Genomic DNA, 23867 nt, shown 5'->3' on the forward strand with positions numbered 1-23867 from the left:
AATTAAAATAAGTTACTGTCTTCGCTAAAGACACTGTCTAGTTCCTTGTCAACCTTGACCCTTATTTCATGATCAATTTTAACGTTGATATTAATCGTTATTGGCTCTTTAGTTTCTACCTTCACAGTGTGAGTACAAGCTGCGACAACCAATATAAGTGGCACGAGCATCATTTTTTTCATTGCTTACCTCCTTGAGTTATATTTTTTTCAATTTTATCTTGAATACCGTTTGCCACTCTGAGGGTGCGCAGTAAAGCAAAGATATTTTCTTGGTGAGTATAATTAAAATTCACCGCTTGTTTTTTATCTGGATTTTGGCCTTTAAAGGCTAAATCCAAAAACAACCAACCATCTGGTTTGAACGTAACTTTGCTGCTGAGTTGACTAAACTGGTAGTTTTCCAAAAATCCCAACTCGGCTTGCTGCTTTTTAATGGTATCAAAAGCTGGATTATGCACGATGGTCAAACGCCCACCGTTTTGACTTACTAATCTGCCGTCATCAACATTGACATTTTTGCCGTGAGTTTCAATCGGAATAGAGCCCATTATTTTTCCAGTAACTCTGATGCCGGGCTGATTTTGCAAAGCAACAATTTTTTCAAGATCAAGGTTTTGCAATACCACATCAAACATCTGTTCACGTTGATCTAACCACAAATTTTGCATGACAAACTGTCCACCTAGAATGTTGCCGCTTATTTTTTCAAGTTTGTAAGCTTCTTTTTCGGACACTAGGGTAGCTGTTATTTGTTCTATCGGTATACCCGCATTAATTGACCCGGCTTGCAGTGTAGTTTTGTCTAACTGAAGTCCAGCTGAATCAAATTTAAAGGGGGCGGTTAATGTTACGCTATCAAACAAGGTATTGCCGTGGTGTCCACCAATACCTGAAACGTTAATATGACCAAGTGCCATGAAAGGCGAATTATCGGTATTTAAACTGGTCTGCACCACTCCACTAATTTGTCCCTGTGTCAGTTCAAGTTCAGGCAGAAACTGCGAAATGACCTTTTGAACTTCAATGATTTTCTGTAGTTCGAAATCCAGCGTAATATCACGACTTTTTTGACTAATTTTTGCAATAGATTGCTGACCCAAAATTATCCCTGTTTCAGAGTCAGTACTCAGTAAGGTAAATGCTGAGCTCGCTTTATGATGTAATAAAAGTGGCGCAAAATTTATTTTTTTATCGTTCAAGTTTAAGGTGAATGCCGATAGATTAGACTGGCCACTTAAGTCTAGTTTTTTTAACTCGTGTAAGGTTCCTTCTAAGGTTCCATTGAATTTAGCCAACTGGATCTGAGGGCTCTTTATGCCATTTAATTGGTGTTCTAGAGTAAAGGCTAATTGAGCGACTTGCTCCCCCTCTAGGCTGAACTGACTGGTTATTTTAGCGATAGTTAAGGCGTTTGACTGTAGCTGACTTAAATTGTAGCTACCACTCAATTTGATCGTGTGAAATTGACTGATGAAATCAGCATCTGCGAGAGGTTTAAATACCCCTGACACTTGCATTTTACCGCTGGTATTTGTCACCATGACAGTATCGAATTTGCAAACGTCGACGGCATTAACAAGACCTAGAGTAAACTGAAAAGTGGGAGTTATTTTTAAATCAAACTGGTTAGTGATGTTAGCTAAATTAAATTGATCTTTCTGCGCATTTTGACCTACCAAGCTGCCATTAAGAGTGACGCCTTGAGTTTGATCACCCTCTAGAGTAAAACGTAACTCAGCACTATCAAATTTAAAGTTACGAGCATTGAATGAATCCAAGCGCACTTGGTTCTGACTGCCAGTAATTTGCCATTTACTGTCTAACACACTGCCATTTTTAGCTAAGGTTACGGCTAATGATCCTGTACTTGTCGCTTGCAGTTTGCCTTCTAGAGCAGAATGCATGGCTAAATTTTGTTTAAGGTCCAACTTATAGTCGCTTTGAAGTTGGCCTTCTTGCTTAGCATAACTTGAGTTTCGTAACTGTATATTAAGCAAGGAAGAACTATCAGAATCACTGGCAACCTGCCTTAAGTTAACCTCAGGAACAGTTAATTCAGTGGGACTCAATTGCACAAGCCGCGGCAGGCTCACTAAAAACTTATCGACTTGCCAATCACCCATAAATTGCGGACTTTGTTCACAAGTGCTTAAGTCGATACCAATGTTTAAAGTACTTAAGTCAAGTTCGATTGATTGAGCAGTCAGTGGCTCAGACACAGTTATTGAAGTGGTACCACGCAAAGACAAACCCAATTGGCAGCCGGGTAAGTGAAGAGGTTCATTAAAATCAATATTATGCTGACTTTGTACAAGACGCCCATCGAAACTAAAGGTGCTTTTTATGTTTGCTGCCTGCAACAGTTTGTCAGTGAATAAAGCAGGATCTTGTGCAACATATTGACTTGCCGCTGGAAAAAAATGCACTAAATCAAAAGCTGACCACTCTATCTGAGCATTGATAGAATTGTTTTCTAGCAACAGTGACGCATTTATATCTCCCTGCAAAGTGAGTTTCTTAGCGTTTTGCAGCTCTAGACTAATATGTAAGGTATCTGCCAAAAGGGGAGATTCAATACTCATATTTTCAATACGAATAAAGGGTAAGTTTTCAGGCAACTCAGTGAGGCTGAGGCTAGGGTTTGAATTTGTTGTTAGTTTTTTATTATCTGAGGTTTGCAGCTGTTGCTTAATTTGAACGTTTTTAATCATCACTTGCTTGCTACTGCGCATCCAAACGGCGTCTTGTAATGCTAGAGTAAAATTGGGTGTGGTGAAGCATGCGCGATTAATAAGGACATCAAATTGCCAATTGACATCCACCTCGAGGCAATTGATTTGCACTTGCTGCTCACTTGCAAAATATTCAATACTCGATTTGAGTAATACATTTCTCAACAAATACAATAAGACTGGCAAACCCATAAAAATTAGGGCCAGCCAAAGCAGCAAACTCGGCTTAATTCGGCCTTTTTGTCTACGCTCATTATTGCAAGTCAATTTGCTCAAATTTTTTCACCACGTCATTCTAATACTGCATTGGCCTCACACTATCATATCGATTTTATAGACAAATTAATGAGAAATTTACTGACTATTTCTAGTCCTCCCCTGTCTTCGCTCCGAGAACTTAAATATTCATTAAAACGATATCTAAAGATATTTCCCCTGCCTACCCACTGACTTATGAATTAAAAACCTCAAAAAAACTTGCAAACAAAAATTACAAGCGTAATCTAAAGCAATTGACTACATGTGTAATCGGAGGTTTTATGAGTGACATTAGCAAGGCTGAGTTTGAAGTATTAAATGCGTTGTGGGAAGGCTATCCAGCCACTGCAAGTGACATTATTGCTCGCTTGAATAACAGTAAGGATTGGCATGAAAAAACCATTAAAACCTTATTAAATCGATTGGTAAAAAAACAAGCTATAGATTTTGATAAAGCGCAACGTAGTTACTTATATTTCCCTTTAATCGACAAGGTTGACTATGTCGCTAAAGAAAGTAGTAATTTAGTTAGTCGCTTGTTTTCTGGAAGAGTCGCACCTCTAGTTGCCGGGTTTGCTCATTCAGAAAGCCTTTCTCGCCAAGATGTAGACGAGTTGAAAAGCTTGATTGCTCAGTGGGAGAAAGACAATGAGTAACTGGATATTGGCACAACAAGTCATATTAAGTATGAGTTTGATTGTCATACTTATTGCCGAGAAGAAGGGCGTCTCATTCCTTGGAGCAAAGGGCATCTACAGTTTGTGGTTACTTGTGCCCTTAGTATTGATGGCAAACAACATACCTAGCAACCTTTTGCCTATAAATAATATGGCGTTGTATCAGTATGTTGTAAAAGTAAACCAAACATCTTATGTGGCGGGAAGTTTACTCAGCTGGAAAATCTTGTGGTTTGTAGGCGCAACTGGAGTCGTAATAATTGCGCTTAAAGCCCAATGGCAGATATATCGGGGTCAGCAATGCAGTGTTGATCCCAGTCAGTTGCCTATAAACCTGCCGAAGCGACTAAAAGTAGTTGAGTCAAACTTGATTAAGGCCCCACTAATAGCAGGTATTTGGCCAACAACCTTGATTTTACCCGACGATTTTCAAAGCAGATTTACCGTTCAACAACAGCAACTTATTTTACAACATGAGTTAGTGCACTTTCGCCGCTTAGATAATTTATGCAACTTAATTGCAATAATGTTTGTTGCAGTTTTTTGGTTTAACCCTCTTATTTGGTTAGCTTATAGCGCATTCCGCAATAGTCAGGAACTCGCCTGTGATGCAGCTGTATTAAATAACAGAAGCCAACTCGAAAAAATAAACTACAGCAAGGCCTTATTACTTTGCACACAAACAAGCGGTCCACATCTTTCAGTCTACTCACAATATGGAGCAAAACACCCTATGTTATTACGTATACAACGCATTAAAAATCAAACTGTTATTAAAAAGCGAAACCTATTAATCGCTGCAATTGGTGGCCTAGGTTTATTGACTACAGTAGCAATGGCCAACCAACAAGGTAAGGTGGTGGATAGCACTAAAGTAAACGAAGCGACACCCATTTTGAGAGTTGAGCCTAGCTATCCCATTGAAGCCGCTCAACAAAAAATAGAGGGGTCGGTAGTACTACAATTTGATATTACAGAAGATGGCAGTACCAGCAATATCAAAATGATTAAGGCTGAACCACAGAATGTTTTTACTAAGAATTCTATTGCTGCATTACAAAAGTGGAAGTACAAGCCACAAATCATCGGTGGACAAGCACAAATCCAACATAATTTATTGGTCCAATTAGATTATCGCTTAGGCGAAAACCCAAGCCCAATTAGACCATTAATTGAAACAGTGAAAATACTGCAATAAAGGTTTATCCATAAAAAATCCGAAATAATAATATTTCGGATTTTTTAGCAACAATGTTAAATACTGACTCGTTTATAAGGGCGGTATTCAGGCATCCAAAAGTGTTTTTCAATGCGCTCGCGCAGAACCTCATCTGATACCTCTAAAGCAAGGCCTTGCGCCATAGCAACCTTACCCACAGCGAAAGCAATCTTTTTACTAAGCTCAGCTATATCTTGTAGAGGCGGCAGTAAGGCTCCTTGTCCAGTTTCTGCCAACGGTGAGGCATCGGCTAAAGTCGCGCTGGTTGCCATTAACATTTCATCACTGATCAAGCTGGCTTTAGCGGCAATAACCCCTAAACCAATACCTGGGAAAATATAACTATTGTTGCATTGTGCAATAACATAAGTTTTTCCAGCATAGTGCACAGGCTTAAAGGGACTGCCAGTAGCAATGATGACTTCACCCTCTGTCCATTCAATAACTTGCTGCGGGGTCGCTTCAACTTGCCTTGAGGGATTACTTAAAGGAAAAATAATCGGTAAAGCACAATGCTGTTTCATGCCGCGAATAACTTGTTCAGTAAACAAACCAGTTTGGCCAGATACACCTATTAAAATATCAGGTTTGGCGCAATTAATGACATCCATTAATGACGGATATTCGCCACTGTATGACCACTCTTGCAAAGAATCGACACTCTGACATAAGCGCTGTTGGAAATCGCGTAAGCCCAGCATACCGTCCACCAGCAAGCCATAACGGTCAACCATGAATACCTGACTGCGGGCCTGTGCGTCAGTAATCCCTTCACTGCACATTTGTTTGATGATTTGTTCGGCGATACCGCATCCGGCTGACCCCGCACCGACAAAGGCTACCTTTTGCAATGACAAAGAGGTTTTTTTAGTTTTACACGCGGCTAAAATAGTGCCAACTGTGACTGATGCGGTACCTTGGATATCGTCATTAAAACAACAGACTTGATGGCGATAGCGCTCCAATATAGGCATCGCATTAGCTTGAGCAAAATCTTCAAATTGCAGCATGACTTCAGGCCAACGACGATAAATGGCTTTAATAAATAACTCGATGAACTCATCGTACTCTGCTTGACCAATACGTTTGTGACGTGCGCCCATATACATAGGATCAGCCAACAATTTTTCATTATTGGTGCCTACATCTAACATCACGGGCAAAGTATAAGCAGGACTAATACCGCCACACGCGGTATATAAAGACAGTTTTCCAATAGGAATTCCCATACCACCAATACCTTGATCGCCTAAGCCCAAGATACGCTCACCATCGGTCACGACAATAACTTTGACCTTACGCTTGGTGGCATTACGCAGTATATCATCCATCTGATATCGTTCTGAGTAGGAGATAAATAGACCTCGAGAACTGCGGTAAATATCAGAAAACTGTTCACAAGCATCACCCACAGTCGGGGTATAAATAATTGGCATCATTTCATCAATATGCTGCTTAATCAGGCGATAGTAGAGTGTTTCGTTATTGTCTTGAATTGCCCGTAAATAAATATGTTTGTTTATCGGCTCTTCGAAACTAGAGTACTGCATATAAGCGCGATCAACTTGCTCATCGATAGTTTCATAACGCGGAGGTAACAAGCCGGTTAGATTAAAAGCGACCCGCTCTGCTGTGCTAAAAGCACTACCTTTGTTTAAGAGCGGAGTTTCTAATAATGCGGGGCCCGCATGTGGAATGTACAAAGCATTTTTTTCTGCTTTATCTGTCATTGATGTGTCCTGTTGTGTCACTTTCATTAAAGTAGTTGAGGTGTCTATATCTGCTACATAGACACTTTTCAAAATCGTGGGCTACTCGCTGGCCTAAATTCAAGTTTCTTGGCGTATTATCAAGGTGGAGCAATATTAGCATTGTAGTATAAGCGACTTATTAGCAGATAAAGCTCCGACCTTTGCTACCCTAACTAAAATATTTCTTCTTCCGCCTTTTTATTGCTCTCACCGTCTTTAGCTTCGACGATTTCACTTTCTGTGACGAAGACTTGCGGTTCGGTCCCTTCATTAAAATATTCAAACATCGAAGTTTTATCTGTTCGATTGGTCAATTTTCCGCTATTTTTATCAATGCGCATGGTGACTAAATCAGTTGGCATTGGCAGTTGATGCTCAGGTACGCCATCTAAGGCTACCTGCATAAAGCGTATCCAAGCAGGTTGAGCAGCTACTGCACCAGATTCTGTTTCTGCCATTGCGTTGCCTATGTAATTGTACTTTTGCGGATTTTTATTAACTAAGTTTTGATTGCGGCTAGCCCTACCTAAACGACGATTGCTATCATCGAAACCAACCCACACAGTAGCCACTAAATCAGGTGTAAAGCCACTAAACCAAGTATCCCGCACATCGTTAGTGGTACCTGTTTTACCCGATACATCATCACGGTTAAGCAATAAAGCCGTTCGCCACCCCGTACCTCTGTTATCCCAATTACCATTAATCTGTACCGCTGAACGCATCATTTCAGCCACTAAATAGGCATTTTCTGCAGTAATGACTCTTGGGGCTGAGCGTTTTATTGGCACTTTTTTCACTGGATTTGCACTAAGTTCAGCGGCTAATAAGGCATCAATATCGGCATTACTCAAGTCTTGAGAGCGAGCAGACTCCTCTTCGGATGAATCCACATCACAAGGTTCGCAGGCATAAGTTGGGTTTGCTTGCCACAGATTTTTACCGTAGTCGTCTTCGATGCGTTGAATAAAATGAGGTTGAATCAAAAATCCGCCATTGGCAATAGTTGCCATAGCGGTCACTATTTCAAGTGGGGTATGTGAACCTGAACCTAAAGAAACCGTTTCATCGTTGGGAATATCGCTTAAGGCTAAGCCAAAACGACTTAAATACTGTCTTACTGTATCCAATCCAAGTGCACGAACTAAACGCACTGACACCACGTTTTTAGATTTCGTCAAGGCCACTCGCAAACGAATAGGCCCATCGTACTCAGCTGGTGAATTTTCAGGTCGCCACGCAGTCCCCGTACCAGCCTCCCATTGAGTAATAGGAGCATCATTGATGATGCTGGCTAAAGTATAGCCATTTTCCAAAGCAGCAGAATAAATAAAAGGCTTAATATTCGAGCCAACCTGGCGCTTAGCTTGCGTCGCTCGATTAAATTGACTCTGATAAAAACTATACCCACCCACAACCGATTGCACTGCTCCATTGTGCGGGTTTAAGGCAATGAGCGCACTACTCGCCTGCGGGTATTGAGCTATTTGCCAATGGTTATCATCTTCGCGTTGGCGGATTAAAATCAAGGCACCTGCTTGCACAATATCAGTAGCGACCTTAGGATCAGGCCCTTGTTTATTATCGTTGATATAAGCTCTGGCCCAATCCAAGCCATCCCAGTCAATCGTACGGTATTGACCGTTTTGATCAAACACAGAGATATCTTGAGGATTTACCTTCACCACAATCGCAGCTTGTAAAGTCTCATAAGTAGGGTAATTATTAAGTAATTCGAGCATTTCTTGCTCAGACCATTGTTGATTTGGAGCAGAGGATTCAGAGTCACTCTCACCCTTCTGTTGCTCTTCTGGCGTTTCATTCAACCACAATTGTTGCAATGGGCCCCGATAACCGTGACGTTCATCATAATCATGTAGATTGCGACGCAAAGCCTTTTGGGCTGCCATTTGTAATTCCGAAGGTACTGTAGAAAAGACCTGATACCCGCCTGTTTCTGCTTCATCTTTACCATATAAGGCAATCATTTCGTTGTAAACGTGATCGGCGAGATAGGGAGCATCTAACTCAATTTCAGCCCCGTGTTTTTTGGCAGAAATAGGCGCTGCCGCCGCTTCTTCGAATTCGGCTTGAGTAATATAACCCTCATCAAGCATACGTAATAATACAATACGACGACGCACAATCGCTCGATCCGGACGACTAATAGGGTTCAACACCGAGGGGGCTTGAGGTAAACCAGCAATGGTAGCAATTTGGGCTAAACTTAGCTCATTAACCGTTTTACCATAATAAACTTGAGCGGCAGCACCAAATCCAAAGGAACGATGGCCGAGTTCAACTTTATTCAAATACAGTTCTAAAATCTCGTCTTTACTTAGCAGTTGCTCCATATGCCAAGCAATGATTATCTCGCGGATCTTACGAATATATGTTTTATCTCGGGTAAGAAAAAAGTCGCGCGCAAGCTGCATGGTTAAGGTACTGCCCCCTTGACCTTTCTCACCGGTTACAACTAAATTAACCAAAGCACGCATCATGCCGATAGGATCTATACCGGGATGTTGATAGAAGCGACTATCTTCTGTGGCGATGACGGCTTGAATGAGTTTTTGCGGAACTTCAGACAAATTAAGCGGAATTCGTCTTTTAACGCCATACTGAGAAATCAGTTTGCCGTCTAATGTATAAATTCGCATAGGTGTTTGTAGGCGAACATCCTTTAATGCTTCTATACTGGGCAAATCAGCTTTGATATAGAAATATGTACCCATAACAAGGGCTACGCCGAGTAGGCACATGACAGAAATACTGATTAATACTGGTTTTAAATACTTCACAGACTAAGAATACCAAGATAAATTTAACAAAATGACTTACATTTTATACCTATGTACTGTTATTAGATCCATAAATAACAGTTTTTTAAGTAATAATAATCCAATAATGATTAACTTATTGTTGTGGAAAGGAATGTGTTGACAAACCTATTTAAAAAGAAAGCCCAACAAATGATTGGTTTAGACATAGGCTCTCGCTTTGTAAAAGCGGTCGTGCTCGAAAAAACTAATGACCAATTCAGCCTGCAGGCCTTCGCTTGTGAACCTATCATAGGCAATGCTTTTGCTGAACGAGAAATTAAAGATTTTGAAGCAGTGAGTCAGGCTTTGAAAAAAGTGAAGGCTGCGCTTAAAACCAAAAACAAGTATGTGGCTATAGCCGTATCAGGCTCAACTGTACTCAATAAGATTGTGTACATGGAGCCAGGACTTTCTGATTATGAATTAGAAGGACAGATAGAGCTTGAAGCTGACAGCCTCATTCCTTATCCCTTGGAAGAAGTCTATATCGATTTTGAAGAGATAGAAAACAGTACGACCACTGCCAATAAAGTAGAAGTGCTGCTAAGTGCTGTGCACAAAGATATCGTTGATCGCCGCATCACCTTGTTAGGCGAAGTGGGCTATGAAGCGAAAATAGTTGATGTAGAGAGTTATTCTTTGGGTTCAGCTGTAAGTCACTTTTATGCAACTGATGGCAATGACGGTGTTTGTTGTTTAAATATTGGTGCAACGTATTTACAGTTATGTTGGGTTAAAGATGGCAAGGTCAGCTATACCAAAGATCATAGTTTTGGTATGGATTCTTTAATCCAAGATTTGGTGATCTTGTATAACGAAGAACGCTCACATATCGAAAAGCAGCTGCAAGCAGGTAGTTTGCCGGATAATTGGAAATTAGATTCCTACCCGATATTTTTAGCTAATCTGCAACAACAAGTTAGCCGTGCATTACAAGTATTTGTCAGTGCAACTGGCACTAAACGTCCGAGCAAATTACTTATTTGTGGTGGGGCATGTCATGTGTCAACCATTGCTGAAGACTTGGCAAGTGAGTTGGCCATAGAAGTAGAAATGTTTAATCCGTTTGCCAATATGACCCTGTCAGAAGCCATACAAAGTTCTGAGTTGGCCTCTTTTGCACCGCAACTTGCCATAGCTGCAGGATTAGCTTGTAGGAGTTTTAGCCCATGGCACATATAAATTTACTGCCTTGGCGTGAGGCTCAAAGAGTTGAAGAGAAACGTAATTATCTAACCATGTTAGCTGGGATCGCCATCGTCGGATTTGGTTTGATGTTTGGTGTCGGTACTGTTGTTGACACGATGATCACCAACCAAGGACAGCGCAATCAATTTATTGAGCAAGAGATTGTGACTTTAGATGCTCAAATTGAAAAAATAAAAAATATCAAAAAAGACAAACAAGCTATCGAACAACGTATGGCTCTGATTGAGCAGCTCGAAGCAAGTCGTAACGCAGTGCCACGTGTTTTGGACGAGCTTGTGCGATTAGTGCCACCAGGTTTATCTTTTCGCAGCTTTTCACGCAAGGGTAATCAAGTTGAGGTATTAGGCGTCAGTGAGTCGAATAATAGGCTTGCCGATTTTATGCGACAGCTTGAACAATCAACGGTATTTAGTAGCGGAGTCTTATCTTCCATAGTAGCGGATACATCGGCACTCGAAGCGGTCAGTGATTTCAAATTAACTTTTACGATCAATCCGAGTGTCGCACCAGAGTTTTCTACTGAAAACGTGGAGCCTAAAAAATGAAGTTTGATGTCAATAAATTAAAAGAAATCAACGACCTCGACTTTGAACAAGTTGCAGTTTGGCCATTTGAAGTCAAAACAGTGGTGGCGATCTTTGTTGCTGTTATTGGTTTGGTTGGCGGTTACTACGGCTTAGTTAAATCGAAATTGCCGCTATTAGAAGCGGCACAAAACCGTGAAGCGGAGTTAAAACAGAATTATCAGGCTAAATATCGCATTGCGGTCAACCTCAGTGCCTATGAAGAACAACTTGCTCGTTTACAAAGTGACTTTTCTTCGATGTTAAAATCTTTACCAACCAGTAATGAAACCCCAGGATTACTAGACGACATTACCTTAGTGGGTACATCAGCCGGACTCACATTCAGATTACTAAATTGGCAGAAAGAAGTACCAAAAGAGTTCTACACAGAATTACCCATACAAATGGAAGTAACCGGTGGTTATCATAATTTTGGCCAGTTTGCCTCGGAAATCGCGGGTTTACCGCGTATCGTCACAGTGCATGATTTTGAAATTAGCCAAGAAGCGAATACCCTGAAGTTGAAATTACAAGCTAAAACCTATCGCACAGCTAAAGGTGATAACGACACCGCGCAAACCGCGACTAAGGGCAAGGGGTAAAAATAATGAAATTAATCGCAGTTTCTGCCCTTACCATTGTTCTTTGCGGCTGTAATGCTGGTGTAGGAGATTTACAACAGTACATTACTCAAGTAAAACAAGAGACGCCGGTAAGTATTGAGCCCTATCCACAATTTGAGGCAAAACCTACCTTTATTTATTCAGCCATTGAGTTAAGAAGTCCATTTCAACATCCAAGAAATATGGGAGTAGAGGTGCAACAAGTTTCTCAACCTAACTGTCCTCAACCCGATTTTTCTCGCAGTAAACAAGCGCTTGAAAGATTTGGTATCGACGCTTTATCCGTAATGGGTGTCTTCACTTCGAACGGTAAAAGATGGGCATTAATTCAATCTAATACTGGCAGTTTATTCAAAGTGACTAAGGGTGACTACCTCGGTTTATTCTTTGGGAAAATTGATTCAATCAACAATGGCATAGTTTCGTTTACTGAAATGCTGCCCGATGGTGCTGGCTGTTGGCAAAAAAAGCAGGCCACTCTCACCATGCTGTCAAAGGCAGGAGAAAAAAATGTCTAAACGCTATATTTATAAAAACCAAAAAAATCTTTTATTGAATTGGACATTGGGCTTAGCTGTTTCTTTGTGCGCTTTTAGTGCAGTGAGTCAGGAAGCGAGTGTTGCATTGGTTGACCCTGACAAACAAATAAGTCAGGTGTTTAGTTCTGAACTAAAAGATATCCAATTTAAACGCATGCCTAATGGTGGAGCACAAACTACTTTAGTATTTAACAACAATAAATTTCAGATGCAACTGAGTAAAGTTAATAACAAACTCACTTTGCTGTTGCCGGCCACACAATTGGCCAAAGAGCAACTTTATAAACTCGATGTTATCGACTTTGCCACGCCCGTTTCTATGTTGGAAACCTACCAACAAAATGCCAGCAGTAAAGTGGAATTTGCCCTATTAGATGAGGTCACTTTTCGTCATCAAAAGTCTGACAATAGCCTGATCATTAACATTGAAAAGATAAATGAAAAAATTGTCACCACTGACAATAACAATTTTGCTGGCGAGCCTATATCTTTAGATTTCCAAGATGTCCCTGTCAGACAGGTATTGCAAATTATTTCCCAAGTTAACGGTTTCAACTTAGTGACCACTGATACTGTGACTGGCAATGTGACCATCAGCTTATCAGGCGTTCCTTGGGATCAGGCCTTAGATATGATTTTAAAAATCAAGGGCTTAGACAAACGTTTAGAAGGTAATATTCTATTAATCGCTCCAACTGAAGAGTTGACCGCTCGAGAAACCCAACAACTGCAAGCCAAGCAACAAGTTGCTGAGCTCGCTCCACTTATATCAACCAACATTCAAATTAATTACGCCAAAGCAGCTGATATGGCCACCATACTAAAAAATGCTGAAAATACCGTATTAACTCCGCGAGGAACCGTAGCAGTAGATGACCGCACGAACACCTTGTTATTGCGTGATACTCAATTATCGATTGATGAAGCAAAGGCCTTGATCAAGGCTTTAGATATTCCAATTAAACAGGTGCTTATCGAATCAAGAATGGTCACAGTGCGTGATAATGCTGGAGAACAACTTGGTGTGCGCTGGGGCTTCAGTGACAGACAAGATGACAATGGTATTTCTGGTTCTCTGACAGGTGCAGAAACTATTGCGGGAGGAAGTATTCCCTCGTTAACAGACAGATTAAACGTTAATCTGCCTGTGGCTAATCCAGCAGGTCGAATTGGCTTACAAGTAGCAAGATTAGTTGACGGCACCATATTAGACTTAGAATTATCCGCCCTAGAATCGGAAAACAAAGGCGAAGTGATTGCAAGCCCACGTATTACTGTGGCTAATCAGCATGAAGCCTATATTGAACAAGGAACTGAAATACCTTACGTGCAATCAACGTCAAGTGGAGCCACTTCGGTAGAATTCAAAAAAGCTGTATTGAGTTTGAAAGTGACACCCCACATCACGCCAGACAACCGGATCATCTTAGATTTAGTTGTTACCCAAGATACCCGCGGCGAGACAGTGTCTACATCAACCGGTCCAGCAGTAGCCATTGATACGCAAGAAATAAGCACCCAAGTATTGGTCGAAAATGGCGAAACTATTGTACTGGGTGGTATCTTCCAGCAGACTACTGCTGATGATATTAGTAAAGTTCCACTTTTAGGTGATTTACCGATACTTGGCCACCTATTTAAAAATACTTCAGTGATCAGTGAAAAACGTGAATTACTTATTTTTGTAACACCTAAAATATTGACTGATAATTTACGTACTCAATAGTTTATTGTTACAAATTAAATTTTTATCATAAAAAGAGACCAAACAAGCTGTCTAAGCGTATGATTAGACAGCTTTTTTAATGGTAAATTAACAAAGCTTGCAAAATTCGGGGTAAAACTGAGATAATCACGCCCTCGAAAATTCAACGAGGTCTGGTTAATCCATAAAAGGGTAGCCGCACAAACCATTTCTACCCCTTAAATAAACATAATTGTGAATAAAGCAAAAAATGGCTGAAAAACGTAATATCTTTTTAATAGGCCCCATGGGAGCTGGTAAAAGCACCATCGGTAGGCATCTCGCAGATGAGCTCCATTTAGAGTTCTTCGACTCAGATCAAGAAATTGAAAAACGCACTGGAGCTGATATCGCTTGGATATTCGATATCGAAGGTGAAGAAGGATTTCGTGCACGTGAAGAAACAGTGATCAATGACCTGACTGATAAACAAGGCATTGTTCTCGCTACTGGCGGTGGTTCTGTGGTTAGTAAAGCGGTAAGAAACCGTCTTTCAGCCCGCGGAATTGTGGTTTATTTGCAAACGACAATTGATAAACAGGTCGCCAGAACGCAAAGAGACAAACGCCGTCCACTACTACAAAATGACGATCCTGAAGCAGTATTGCGTCGACTAGCGGAAGAACGTAATCCAATGTATGAAGATGCTGCCGATTATGTAGTTGATACTGATGACCAAAGCGCAAGAGCAGTTGCTAATCAGATTATTGAGAAAATTGGTCTGTAATTCGATAAAAAAATAGAGAGCTACGCTTATGACAACAATTTCTGTTGAGTTGGGTGAGCGTAGCTACCCCATCTTTATTAACGCTGATTTATTAAAGCAGCCCGAATTAATACTTCCATATCTAAAAACGAAAACGGTGGTAGTGGTTACCAATAATATTGTTGAACCACTTTATTACCCCCTACTTTTGTCTGCACTAAAGGGCTGCCAAGTCAGCAAAATTGTTATAAGCGACGGTGAAGAGCATAAAAACTTAGCTACCTTCGAATTAATAACATCTAAATTATTGGAAATATCTGCAGCACGTGACACCACACTTATCGCGCTAGGTGGCGGAGTAGTGGGAGATCTCAGCGGATTTGTTGCCGCTTGTTTTCAACGTGGCATACCCTTTATTCAAATTCCTACTACCCTCTTATCCCAAGTAGATTCATCAGTTGGTGGCAAGACAGCAGTTAATCACCCGCTGGGTAAAAATATGATCGGGGCTTTTTATCAGCCGCAAGCCGTATTTATCGATACCAATACCTTATTAACGTTACCAGAACGCGAATTTTCTGCCGGCATGGCTGAAGTCATCAAGTATGGCGTGATTTATGATGCCCTGTTCTTTACTTGGTTAGAGCAGAACCAAACGCTAATAAAAGCAAAAAATACCGAGGCCTTGCAGTACTTAATAGCACGTTGTTGTGCCATAAAAGCTGAAGTAGTGGCTATTGATGAACGTGAGTCGGGACTGCGCGCCTTACTCAACTTAGGGCATACTTTTGGCCACGCTATTGAAGCAGAGCAAGGATACGGCAATTGGCTGCATGGTGAAGCTGTTGCAACAGGCATTGTTCTTGCTAGTGAAGTAGCTACTAAGATGGATTGGCTTGAAGTGTCAGATTTCCGACGAATTGAGGCCTTAATACGCAGTTTTAATTTACCAGTAAAAGCGCCAGAAGAGATGAACTACACAAGTTTCATGCAACACATGCGGCATGATAAAAAAGTTCAGGCAGGTAAATTAAACTTTATTATTCCAACGGGTATTGGGCAAGCAAAAGTCACCAACCAAATTTCTGAAGAGATTTTGCGCGCCGTTCTGTCTTAGTAAATTGCTCTCCCTTGTTCGCAAGGGGGTTAATTGACTACTAATGAGAACATTATGGCGGCATCCGATTTACAAGACCGATTAGAGTATTTAGTAAGCTACTCTTCGCAGCTTATGTTTATTAGCTCAGATGTTGCTCGTCAGTCAAACATACTCGATAGTTTCATTGCGCAGTCAACGGAGCAGATTGAGGTAGCTTTACTCGCTGCAGTTACTACCACCCCGCTTGCTAAGTACCGAGAAAAACTTTATCAACAACTGATTAGCAAGACACAATCTGCAGACTTTAATCGGCCCCTAAATCAACTATTAGCCGACTTAAATCATCATGACGGCCCCATAATCATTAGTATTACTAAAGGGGAGAACTTACCCAATAAATTAGTCAAAGAATTATGGGATTTAGTACTGCAAAGCCGCTTTAACAACAATAAACAACATCTCAATGTATTAATATTTGCCCAAGGACCATGGGCACGGGACACCCAGCGACTATTGGGCAGTAAATCCGGTGACAAACCGCTACTGATCAATACCCTCACAAGCGCGGATTCTCTGCAAACTGAATTAAACTCAGACCTTGATAAGCTTATTGCTTCGAAACGTAAAAAATTCGCTGAGCGCCTACAACAAAGAGCCCAAAAGCCACCAACGCCAATCGTCTTTTTAAAACGTAAAAGTGTGATTGCTGCTTTTATCTTAGTTTTCATATCATTGTTTATTGCCATTCTTAGCTGGCAATATCCCGAACAATTTAGCTCACTAATAGAGGGTAAACAAAGCTCCCTTACAGTTAATCAGCCACAACAGAGCGTAAAAGAAACCCAAGCAAAGGAGCTTGCAATTTCAAGCGCACAAGACGAGCAGGAAACAGCTGAGATAAAGGCCGAAGTTCTCCCAGCTTTGCTAGTACCTGAAATTGTTGCACAAGCATTGCCAGAGTCAGAGGCTGATCTGCTGGTAACTGACTGGCAAAGTGCTATTGCGCAAGTTGAAATAAAGTCGGCTCAATTCTTACAGGATAAATCTGAGCTAGCGCTTAAAAATGACAGTAATGAATTAAACCAATCAATCGAAACAAGCACTATCATTGAAAACCTAGCCGCACAAACGATAAGCGAAGTAGATGACAAAATAGCGCCAAGTGATCTCGGACTAGGAGCAGCAACTCAGTCAAAAGTAAGCTTGCAAGCACCACTGCCCGTAACGCTAGAGAAAGGCACCTACTATATTCAACTGCTGGCGATGGCCGATAATACCTTACTGCAGCAAAATATTAATGAACAAAAAATCTCCGAGCAATCTTGGACTTATGAGACACAACGATTCGGTAGTAGTTGGCATGTGTTATTGTTAGAGCAGAGTTATCCTAGTTTCGCTGCAGCCAAAGCAGCAATTGATGTCCTACCGGCTAATTTATTGGCACAATCGCCCTTTGTTAAGTCTGCAAATACAATCCAACAGGAAATAGCGACAAACATGCGATAAATTATTGGTGTTTCGCCAGATGCTCGTTACAATTCGGCGCGGTATATCCTTTTCCTTGTTAGGTAGTTGTATTAGTCCCTATGGCCTTAAAAAAAAATAGAGCATTCCTAAAATGGGCAGGTGGTAAATACAGTTTAATTGAAGCAATTACGGCTAAATTACCTAAGGCGAATAAACTCATTGAGCCTTTTGTCGGCGCAGGATCGGTATTTTTAAATACTCAATACCCTAAATATTTGCTCAATGACATCAATCCTGATTTGATCAATCTCTACAAAATTCTACAAAAACGTTCAGATCAATACATCACAGACAGTGCCAGTTTATTTGTTCCGGCGAATAACGATGAGGCACGTTATTACGCCTTACGTGAAAAGTTTAACCAAAGTAACGATGTTTATGAAAGAGCGGTTATATTTTTGTACTTAAATCGCTTTGGTTACAATGGACTATGCCGCTATAACCAAAAGGGAATTTTTAATGTCCCTTTTGGTCGCTATAAAGCACCGTACTTTCCGCACAAAGAAATATTGTTTTTTGCCGAAAAGTCACAGCAAGCTACATTCACCTGTCAATCTTTCGAACAGGTATTCACTCGAGCCAGAAAAGGGGCAGTCATATACTGCGATCCACCTTATGCCCCCATTAGCGAGACGGCCAAGTTTAATAGTTATTCCAGTGGCGGGTTTTCAATCAGCAGCCAGAGCTTATTAGCACAATTAGCTGAAAAAACTGCCTTTGAACGTAAAATCCCAGTATTAATTAGTAATCACGATACGCAATTTACCCGTGAAATATACCAAGAGGCGCAGCTGACTGAGTTACAGGTTAACCGCTTTATCAGTCAAAATGGGGGGACACGAAATAAGGTAGGTGAATTATTAGCTTTGTATCACCTTGAATAATTAGTCGCTTTTGTTTTTAAGACAAAAGAAAAACAAATTAACCTTATAATTGACACTTATGTCAACTAGGCACAATTTGCGACACCAACACAATCAACCCTGCGATAAAGAGTAAGACAAATACAACTCCAACCACGATATAAGGCACGATAGACTGTTGTTGGAAATCACGCTCTCTATTTTTAGCACTTTGCACACCAAAAGCACTGGCAGCGACACTTTTCACGATATCAAGTATGGAAGGTTTATTTGGTTTTTTTGATTCAGTCATAAATCACTTAAGACACGGACTTGTTTTTGGGTGCTTCAGAATGACGAGTTAAAAGCTCTAATAAATCTAAGAAGTGAAACTGGTAAGAATTTGAACGGCCACTAACCCAAGATGTCCAACTCACTTGGGCAACCCCAGTTGCAGCACATCGGTTTATGGGGTGGCTCATCGGGAGCTCTGTGGCAAAAGCAACGCCTTGCGAACAACTACAAAATACGCTTCCTTCATCCTTTGGAAATTGCGCATAAGTAAGCATTACAGCCATAATGCTGCCACCGAATAGAAACAACTTTTTTGACTTCCTGATCATAGTGGTATCTTCGTTTGACATAATTTGTTGCATTATACTGATGTACTACACTACAACAAGACAACTTTAACCCAAAAGTATCACCATTCATCTCATGTTCAGTTAAAAAATCCCATAAATGGGCAATACATAGAGATTTAATAAAAAAAACCAGTCTAGTGACTGGTTTTTTTAGGTTCGAACTATTAGCTAAATAAGCAAATTAGAAGCTTGTGCCCCAACTAACGACAAAGTTAGTATCATCACTGCCAGATTCTTTGTCCGCTTGTGACAAAGAAAAGGTAAAGTCACCTTTGCTTAAATCTACTTGGAAATGACCATAGTCAGATTCACTAGTAGGGGTATCGAAGTCGTAATAACCGTAAGTTAAACCAAGAGCAAACTCATTTGGTAAGTCAAAACCATAGCTCACGTTATAATATAGGTCACCTGTACCAAAAGGGGCATCGTTGTCAGCTTCACTGTTAATAGTGTAAGCCACGCCAAATCCAAATGCGCCGAAACTACCGTTAAAATATAGTTCACCAAAATTACTGTCTTCATAACCTGTTGATGGATAGTAGTAGTAGATATAACCTACGTCGTAACCAAAGTCACCTGACTCACCGGCATAACCTGCATAGAAATCTACTTCAGCACCCTTGGCATCAGATGTTTCATCAGTCCAATCAATGGTCCCTACCCAAGTGCCTGCATACACACCGCTTTCATCTGAATAATCTAAACCACCAGACAATGAAGGAGCATTGCCAGTCTGTGTAACACCACGCCACAAATAGTTGCTGGTTGCGCCAAAGTTAGCACTTACCTCAGCAGAGGCAAACGAACTAAACCCAGATACAGCTAAGACGGATGCAGCGATAACGCTTAATTTTAAAGTTTTCATGTGTACTCCAGTTTTATTTATAATATTTTAAGTGTGTTGACTTAAGATTCTGTCGTTGTTTTTATAGTTTTATGTCACAGATAACGCAAATCTAATGCCTAAAAATAGCACACTGTAATTGAAGCACAAAAAATACTTTAGCTATTGTTTTATAAGGATTATTTTTATTTTATAGTTTTTCATTAGCGAAACCATTGAGAGCAATCTGTGTTTTTTTGCACCATTTTAAACCATACGCGCCCTAATGGTGCGACCGCTAACTCTATGTTAAAAGGCTTTTTTTCTGTAAAGTATAGGCTTTATTGGTAAAGAGAATATGTATGCAAGAATTTTTGATTGCGCCTTCAATTTTATCGGCTGACTTAGCTAGACTTGGCCAAGAAGTTGACACCGTATTAGCAGCAGGTGCTGATATCATTCATTTTGATGTAATGGATAACCATTACGTGCCCAATCTCACTTTTGGACCCATGATGTGTAAGGCGCTCAGAAATTATGGCATCACCGCACAACTTGATGTGCACTTGATGGTTGAACCGGTTGATTCTTTAATAGAAAGCTTTGCTGCTGCCGGCGCCGACATGATTAGTTTCCATCCAGAAGCATCGAAACATCTGGACCGCAGCCTACAGTTAATTGTCGATTTAGGCTGTAAACCCGGTTTAGTTATCAATCCTGCAACCTCATTAACCTGTCTTGAGGATGTTATGCATAAGCTGCATCATATTTTGCTGATGTCAGTAAACCCTGGTTTTGGCGGTCAACAATTTATCCCTCACAGCTTGGTCAAGCTCAGACAAATTAAACAAATGATCCTAGCATCTGGCTTTGATATCAGATTAGAAATTGACGGTGGCGTAAAAGTCGATAATATCCGCAGCATCGCTGAGGCGGGTGCGGATATGTTTGTAGCCGGCTCCGCGATTTTTAACCAGCCAAATTATCAGCAGGTAATCCAAGCAATGCGCCACGAACTATCCTTGGCAAAAGCAAATTTTTGTTAATATTCATCAACTATTGTAGATACAGCTATTATGACTAAACCTATCGTACTAAGCGGCTGCCAGCCATCCGGACAACTTTCTATTGGTAATTATATTGGTGCGCTGCGCCAATGGGTTGGCATGCAAGACGACAACGAGTGTTTGTATATGTTGGTCGATCAACATGCTATTACGGTTAGACAAGAGCCAAAGGAATTGTACAAAGCGTGTTTAGATGGCCTTGCCTTGTATATTGCTTGCGGCATTGATCCGGCTAAAAGCAGCATTTTTATTCAATCCCACGTGCCCGAACACGCTCAACTAGCCTGGATAATGAACTGTTATGCGCAAATGGGGGAGCTCAATCGCATGACACAGTTTAAAGATAAGTCAGCTAAAAATATTAGTAATATCAACGTTGGGCTCTATAGTTATCCGGCACTGATGGCAGCAGATATTCTGTTATATCAAGCCAATAAAGTACCGGTTGGCGAAGACCAAAAGCAACATCTAGAACTCACTCGGGATATCGCTACCCGCTTTAACAATATACACGGTGAAATTTTTACCATACCCGATCCCTATATCCCAGAATTTGGTGCTCGTGTAATGAGCTTGCAAGAACCCACCAAAAAAATGTCGAAATCAGATGACAATCCGAATAATTTTGTCGGCTTATTAGAAGCCCCAAAAACCATTAGCAAAAAAATCAAACGCGCCATGACGGATTCAGATGAACAAGCACGCATTTATTTTGACGTTGCCGAAAAACCCGGCGTATCTAATTTACTCAGTTTGCTCTCGTGTTCGACCAACCGCTCTATCGATTCATTAGTACCTGAATATGAAGGCAAAATGTATGGTCATTTAAAAACCGATGTCGCAGATGCGGTTGTCGCACTATTAGAGCCTATTCAACAACGCTATGCGGAGTTACGTGACGATAGGACAGAGTTAGACAGAATAATGCGAAGTGGCGCTGAAAAAGCGCGAAGTAAAGCAGGAGCAACCTTAGCTAAAGTTTATGAAGCAGTGGGTTTTGTACCCCGCCCCTTGTAAAATCATCTGCATATTAATTGCACCACCAAAACATGGATTCAATTAAGGTTTTAGGTGGTGAGGGCAAAAAGACTGGTTTGTATAAACTAAACACTCGACCTAGGAAATTTTAGGCTAATCACCGATGTTACTGTTGATCGATAACTATGATTCCTTTACTCACAACTTGGCGCGATATTTTGTTGAGTTAGGTCAAGAAGTGCGCGTCATTCGAAATGATGAGATTGATTGCACGGGCATCACTAAGTTAAACCCAGACTACTTGGTTATTTCACCTGGGCCATGTACCCCGGACGAGGCCGGTATTAGCTTGGCAGCGATAGAAAAATTTGCCGGTAAAATACCCTTGCTAGGCGTGTGCTTAGGGCATCAGGCGATTGGTCAAGTATTTGGCTGTCAAGTCAGCCGTGCGCAGAATATTAAACACGGCAAAACATCCTTGGTTCAGCATAATGGTAGTGCCTTATTCAAAGATATTCCCCCCAGTTTTATAGCCACTCGTTATCATTCTTTAATACTCGAAACACAAAGCATTGGAACAGAATTCAATATTAGCGCTTGGTGCCAAGAACCAGATAATTCGCTCGAAGTTATGGCAATAGAGCACCATTCATTAGCGCTTGTGGGAGTGCAATTTCATCCAGAATCCCTACTAACTGAATTCGGCCATCAGATTCTAGCTAACTTTCTTAAGCTCAGTGACACTAAAAGCTTTTAGTTAAGGTACTTTTCTAGCACAATGCCCCGTTAGATAAAATTTATTGCCTGACAACTTTTCTTTTAATGACTTTAAAAAATAATAATAAAATGACTGACATCTCTACTATACAAGCGCTAGTAAACCAACGATATCATGGCTTCTTTTTAGATATTAAGACCGCACAGGCTAATTTACTTAATGTAGATAAGCCAACCTTGAGCGTTATAGAGATTGAGCAAAGTAAAACGGTGCGGAGTCTATTAAGAGTCGAAAAACAAGCAATTCGAGAAAAAGACCTCAATCAAAAACAAACTATCAATTTTCTGAAAGAAAACCTAAACCTGTTGAATATAAAAATTGAACAGCGTTTGGTTGAAGAGTTGAAGAATACCGAAAACATTTATCAAAAGGTTATTGGTATTGAAAATGCTATTCCTGAACTCATCGACTTATTAAGTGTAAAAGCAGCTACTATTTCTCGCATTGAGTCTCTAGCGAGCGAAATACCGTGGTTCTATCAGGAATTGCTAAAACTGGCTAATCAACCTAAATACCGCCGAACAGACACTAAGGGTAAAACCATACTGATTGATAGTTTGCGGGTTGCTTTAAATATGTTTGGCATTGAAAATCTCAATCCCGTAGTCCTATCCTTGTCGATTCGACGGTGGCTTCCTCAAATTACCGACCCCTACCCCAAGATTAAAAACAGGATTTGGGAAGAATCTCTGGCAACCGCCATAGTGTCGCGTAAGTTAGCCTCGCTGTATGAAATTGATGAGAACAATGCCTTTAGTGTCGGTATGTTGCAAATGATGGGGTCAATTGTTGTTGTAAGATTATATTTTAGATTATTTGACCTTGTGCAAAGAGAAGCTTTGGTAGAGGCACAAAACGCGCAACTGCATGATCAACACAATGCCATATCGCGTTTAGAACCTTCTGGTGAGTTTTTAAACCAATTGTTAGACAGCTACGCCTTATCTACCAGTGCTGACTTAATCAAAATGATGAATTTAAAACGGGTATTTATCGCTGATGCTATGCAAGAAGTAGCCAGTAAAGAGGAAATAAAGGAGATATCTCCGCTGGGATTGGCATTAAAACAAGCTCGTGGGTATAGTCGTTACCGATTATTGAAAATGAATAGCCTAATTGATGTTGACGAAGCAAAAGCATTTATCCGCGAGTTAAGCCTGCCAAAGGGGGCGCTAGAGTTATTAAAGACCACCGATATACGCACATTGAATTTAGTTACACTAAATAAATAATTTTTTTTCCGCATAATCATTCAAACCCA

General features: G+C 40.6%; 22 protein-coding genes. 15 read left to right on the forward strand and 7 right to left on the reverse strand.

The annotated features are described in order from the left end of the window. Positions 1-2 precede the first annotated feature (2 nt). Together ABKW31_RS08295 and ABKW31_RS08300 are read right to left on the reverse strand one after the other, a co-directional pair. The gene (locus ABKW31_RS08295) at positions 3-182 is read right to left on the reverse strand and encodes a YnbE family lipoprotein (RefSeq protein ID WP_348615854.1); all 180 of its coding nucleotides are present in this window, start codon (positions 180-182) and stop codon (positions 3-5) included. Beyond that, positions 179-3010: a YdbH domain-containing protein gene (locus tag ABKW31_RS08300; RefSeq protein ID WP_348615855.1), complete on the reverse strand. Its 2832-nt coding sequence runs from the start codon at positions 3008-3010 to the stop codon at positions 179-181. Before ABKW31_RS08300 ends, ABKW31_RS08295 begins: the two co-directional genes overlap by 4 nt. A 263-nt stretch (positions 3011-3273) precedes the next feature. On the opposite strand from ABKW31_RS08300, the gene ABKW31_RS08305 reads away from it, so the two are divergent. Together ABKW31_RS08305 and ABKW31_RS08310 are read left to right on the forward strand one after the other, a co-directional pair. Beyond that, a complete protein-coding gene (locus tag ABKW31_RS08305; protein ID WP_348615856.1) occupies positions 3274-3648 on the forward strand; it encodes a BlaI/MecI/CopY family transcriptional regulator in 375 nt (124 codons plus the stop codon). After that, positions 3641-4867, forward strand: a complete 1227-nt coding sequence (locus tag ABKW31_RS08310; RefSeq protein WP_348615857.1) for a M56 family metallopeptidase — start codon at positions 3641-3643, stop codon at positions 4865-4867. Before ABKW31_RS08305 ends, ABKW31_RS08310 begins: the two co-directional genes overlap by 8 nt. 56 nt (positions 4868-4923) lie before the next feature. On the opposite strand, the gene ABKW31_RS08315 is transcribed toward ABKW31_RS08310, so the two are convergent. Together ABKW31_RS08315 and ABKW31_RS08320 are read right to left on the reverse strand one after the other, a co-directional pair. Next, entirely contained in the window at positions 4924-6618 is a 1695-nt protein-coding gene (locus ABKW31_RS08315) for an NAD-dependent malic enzyme (protein WP_348615858.1), read from the reverse strand. Positions 6619-6812: 194 nt separating this feature from the next. Next, positions 6813-9440 (reverse strand): penicillin-binding protein 1A, encoded by a 2628-nt coding sequence (locus ABKW31_RS08320; protein ID WP_348615859.1) that lies wholly within the window; start codon positions 9438-9440, stop codon positions 6813-6815. A 138-nt stretch (positions 9441-9578) separates the two neighbouring features. On the opposite strand from ABKW31_RS08320, the gene pilM reads away from it, so the two are divergent. The 9 genes from pilM to ABKW31_RS08365 all read left to right on the forward strand — a co-directional run bounded on the left by pilM (position 9579) and on the right by ABKW31_RS08365 (position 18358). After that, on the forward strand, positions 9579-10643 hold the full coding sequence (gene pilM, locus ABKW31_RS08325; RefSeq protein WP_348616033.1) for a type IV pilus assembly protein PilM: 1065 nt from the start codon (positions 9579-9581) through the stop codon (positions 10641-10643). Next, positions 10631-11215: a PilN domain-containing protein gene (locus ABKW31_RS08330; RefSeq protein ID WP_348615861.1), complete on the forward strand. Its 585-nt coding sequence runs from the start codon at positions 10631-10633 to the stop codon at positions 11213-11215. The genes pilM and ABKW31_RS08330 overlap by 13 nt, the downstream gene beginning before the upstream one ends. Then, a complete protein-coding gene (locus ABKW31_RS08335) occupies positions 11212-11838 on the forward strand; it encodes a type 4a pilus biogenesis protein PilO (protein WP_348615862.1) in 627 nt (208 codons plus the stop codon). The genes ABKW31_RS08330 and ABKW31_RS08335 overlap by 4 nt, the downstream gene beginning before the upstream one ends. A gap of 5 nt (positions 11839-11843) precedes the next feature. Further along, complete coding sequence (locus ABKW31_RS08340; protein WP_348615863.1) at positions 11844-12377, forward strand: pilus assembly protein PilP; 534 nt, start codon at positions 11844-11846, stop codon at positions 12375-12377. After that, a complete protein-coding gene (locus tag ABKW31_RS08345; RefSeq protein WP_348615865.1) occupies positions 12370-14124 on the forward strand; it encodes a type IV pilus secretin PilQ family protein in 1755 nt (584 codons plus the stop codon). Before ABKW31_RS08340 ends, ABKW31_RS08345 begins: the two co-directional genes overlap by 8 nt. A 229-nt stretch (positions 14125-14353) precedes the next feature. Further along, positions 14354-14869, forward strand: a complete 516-nt coding sequence (gene aroK, locus ABKW31_RS08350) for a shikimate kinase AroK (RefSeq protein ID WP_306021813.1) — start codon at positions 14354-14356, stop codon at positions 14867-14869. A gap of 28 nt (positions 14870-14897) precedes the next feature. After that, on the forward strand, positions 14898-15965 hold the full coding sequence (gene aroB / locus ABKW31_RS08355) for a 3-dehydroquinate synthase (RefSeq protein WP_348615867.1): 1068 nt from the start codon (positions 14898-14900) through the stop codon (positions 15963-15965). Positions 15966-15998: 33 nt separating this feature from the next. Next, entirely contained in the window at positions 15999-17453 is a 1455-nt protein-coding gene (locus tag ABKW31_RS08360) for a DamX protein (protein WP_348615868.1), read from the forward strand. 80 nt (positions 17454-17533) lie between these two features. Further along, positions 17534-18358 (forward strand): Dam family site-specific DNA-(adenine-N6)-methyltransferase, encoded by an 825-nt coding sequence (locus tag ABKW31_RS08365; RefSeq protein ID WP_348615869.1) that lies wholly within the window; start codon positions 17534-17536, stop codon positions 18356-18358. A gap of 61 nt (positions 18359-18419) precedes the next feature. Here the strand turns inward: ABKW31_RS08365 and ABKW31_RS08370 are convergent, their stop codons facing one another. The 3 genes from ABKW31_RS08370 to ABKW31_RS08380 all read right to left on the reverse strand — a co-directional run bounded on the left by ABKW31_RS08370 (position 18420) and on the right by ABKW31_RS08380 (position 19825). After that, on the reverse strand, positions 18420-18629 hold the full coding sequence (locus ABKW31_RS08370) for a DUF2970 domain-containing protein (RefSeq protein WP_348615870.1): 210 nt from the start codon (positions 18627-18629) through the stop codon (positions 18420-18422). Between the two features lie 7 nt (positions 18630-18636). Beyond that, positions 18637-18939, reverse strand: coding sequence for a hypothetical protein (locus ABKW31_RS08375; RefSeq protein ID WP_348615871.1), 303 nt, complete (start codon positions 18937-18939; stop codon positions 18637-18639). Positions 18940-19141: 202 nt separating this feature from the next. Then, the gene (locus ABKW31_RS08380; RefSeq protein ID WP_348615872.1) at positions 19142-19825 is read right to left on the reverse strand and encodes a TorF family putative porin; all 684 of its coding nucleotides are present in this window, start codon (positions 19823-19825) and stop codon (positions 19142-19144) included. Between the two features lie 320 nt (positions 19826-20145). Here ABKW31_RS08380 and rpe point away from each other — a divergent pair, with 320 nt between their 5' ends. The 4 genes from rpe (at position 20146) to ABKW31_RS08400 (ending at position 23838) form a co-directional block, all read left to right on the forward strand. Beyond that, a complete protein-coding gene (gene rpe / locus ABKW31_RS08385) occupies positions 20146-20829 on the forward strand; it encodes a ribulose-phosphate 3-epimerase (RefSeq protein WP_348615873.1) in 684 nt (227 codons plus the stop codon). A 30-nt stretch (positions 20830-20859) separates the two neighbouring features. Then, positions 20860-21867 carry a tryptophan--tRNA ligase gene (gene trpS / locus ABKW31_RS08390; RefSeq protein WP_348615874.1) on the forward strand — a complete coding sequence of 336 codons (1008 nt, stop codon included), beginning with the start codon at positions 20860-20862 and terminating at the stop codon, positions 21865-21867. A gap of 124 nt (positions 21868-21991) precedes the next feature. Beyond that, positions 21992-22585, forward strand: a complete 594-nt coding sequence (locus ABKW31_RS08395) for an aminodeoxychorismate/anthranilate synthase component II (RefSeq protein WP_348615875.1) — start codon at positions 21992-21994, stop codon at positions 22583-22585. 89 nt (positions 22586-22674) lie between these two features. Continuing rightward, on the forward strand, positions 22675-23838 hold the full coding sequence (locus tag ABKW31_RS08400) for an HDOD domain-containing protein (protein WP_348615876.1): 1164 nt from the start codon (positions 22675-22677) through the stop codon (positions 23836-23838). The last annotated feature ends 29 nt before the right edge of the window (positions 23839-23867 follow it).

Source organism: Paraglaciecola sp. 25GB23A (assembly GCF_040012495.1).
Lineage (GTDB): Bacteria > Pseudomonadota > Gammaproteobacteria > Enterobacterales > Alteromonadaceae > Paraglaciecola.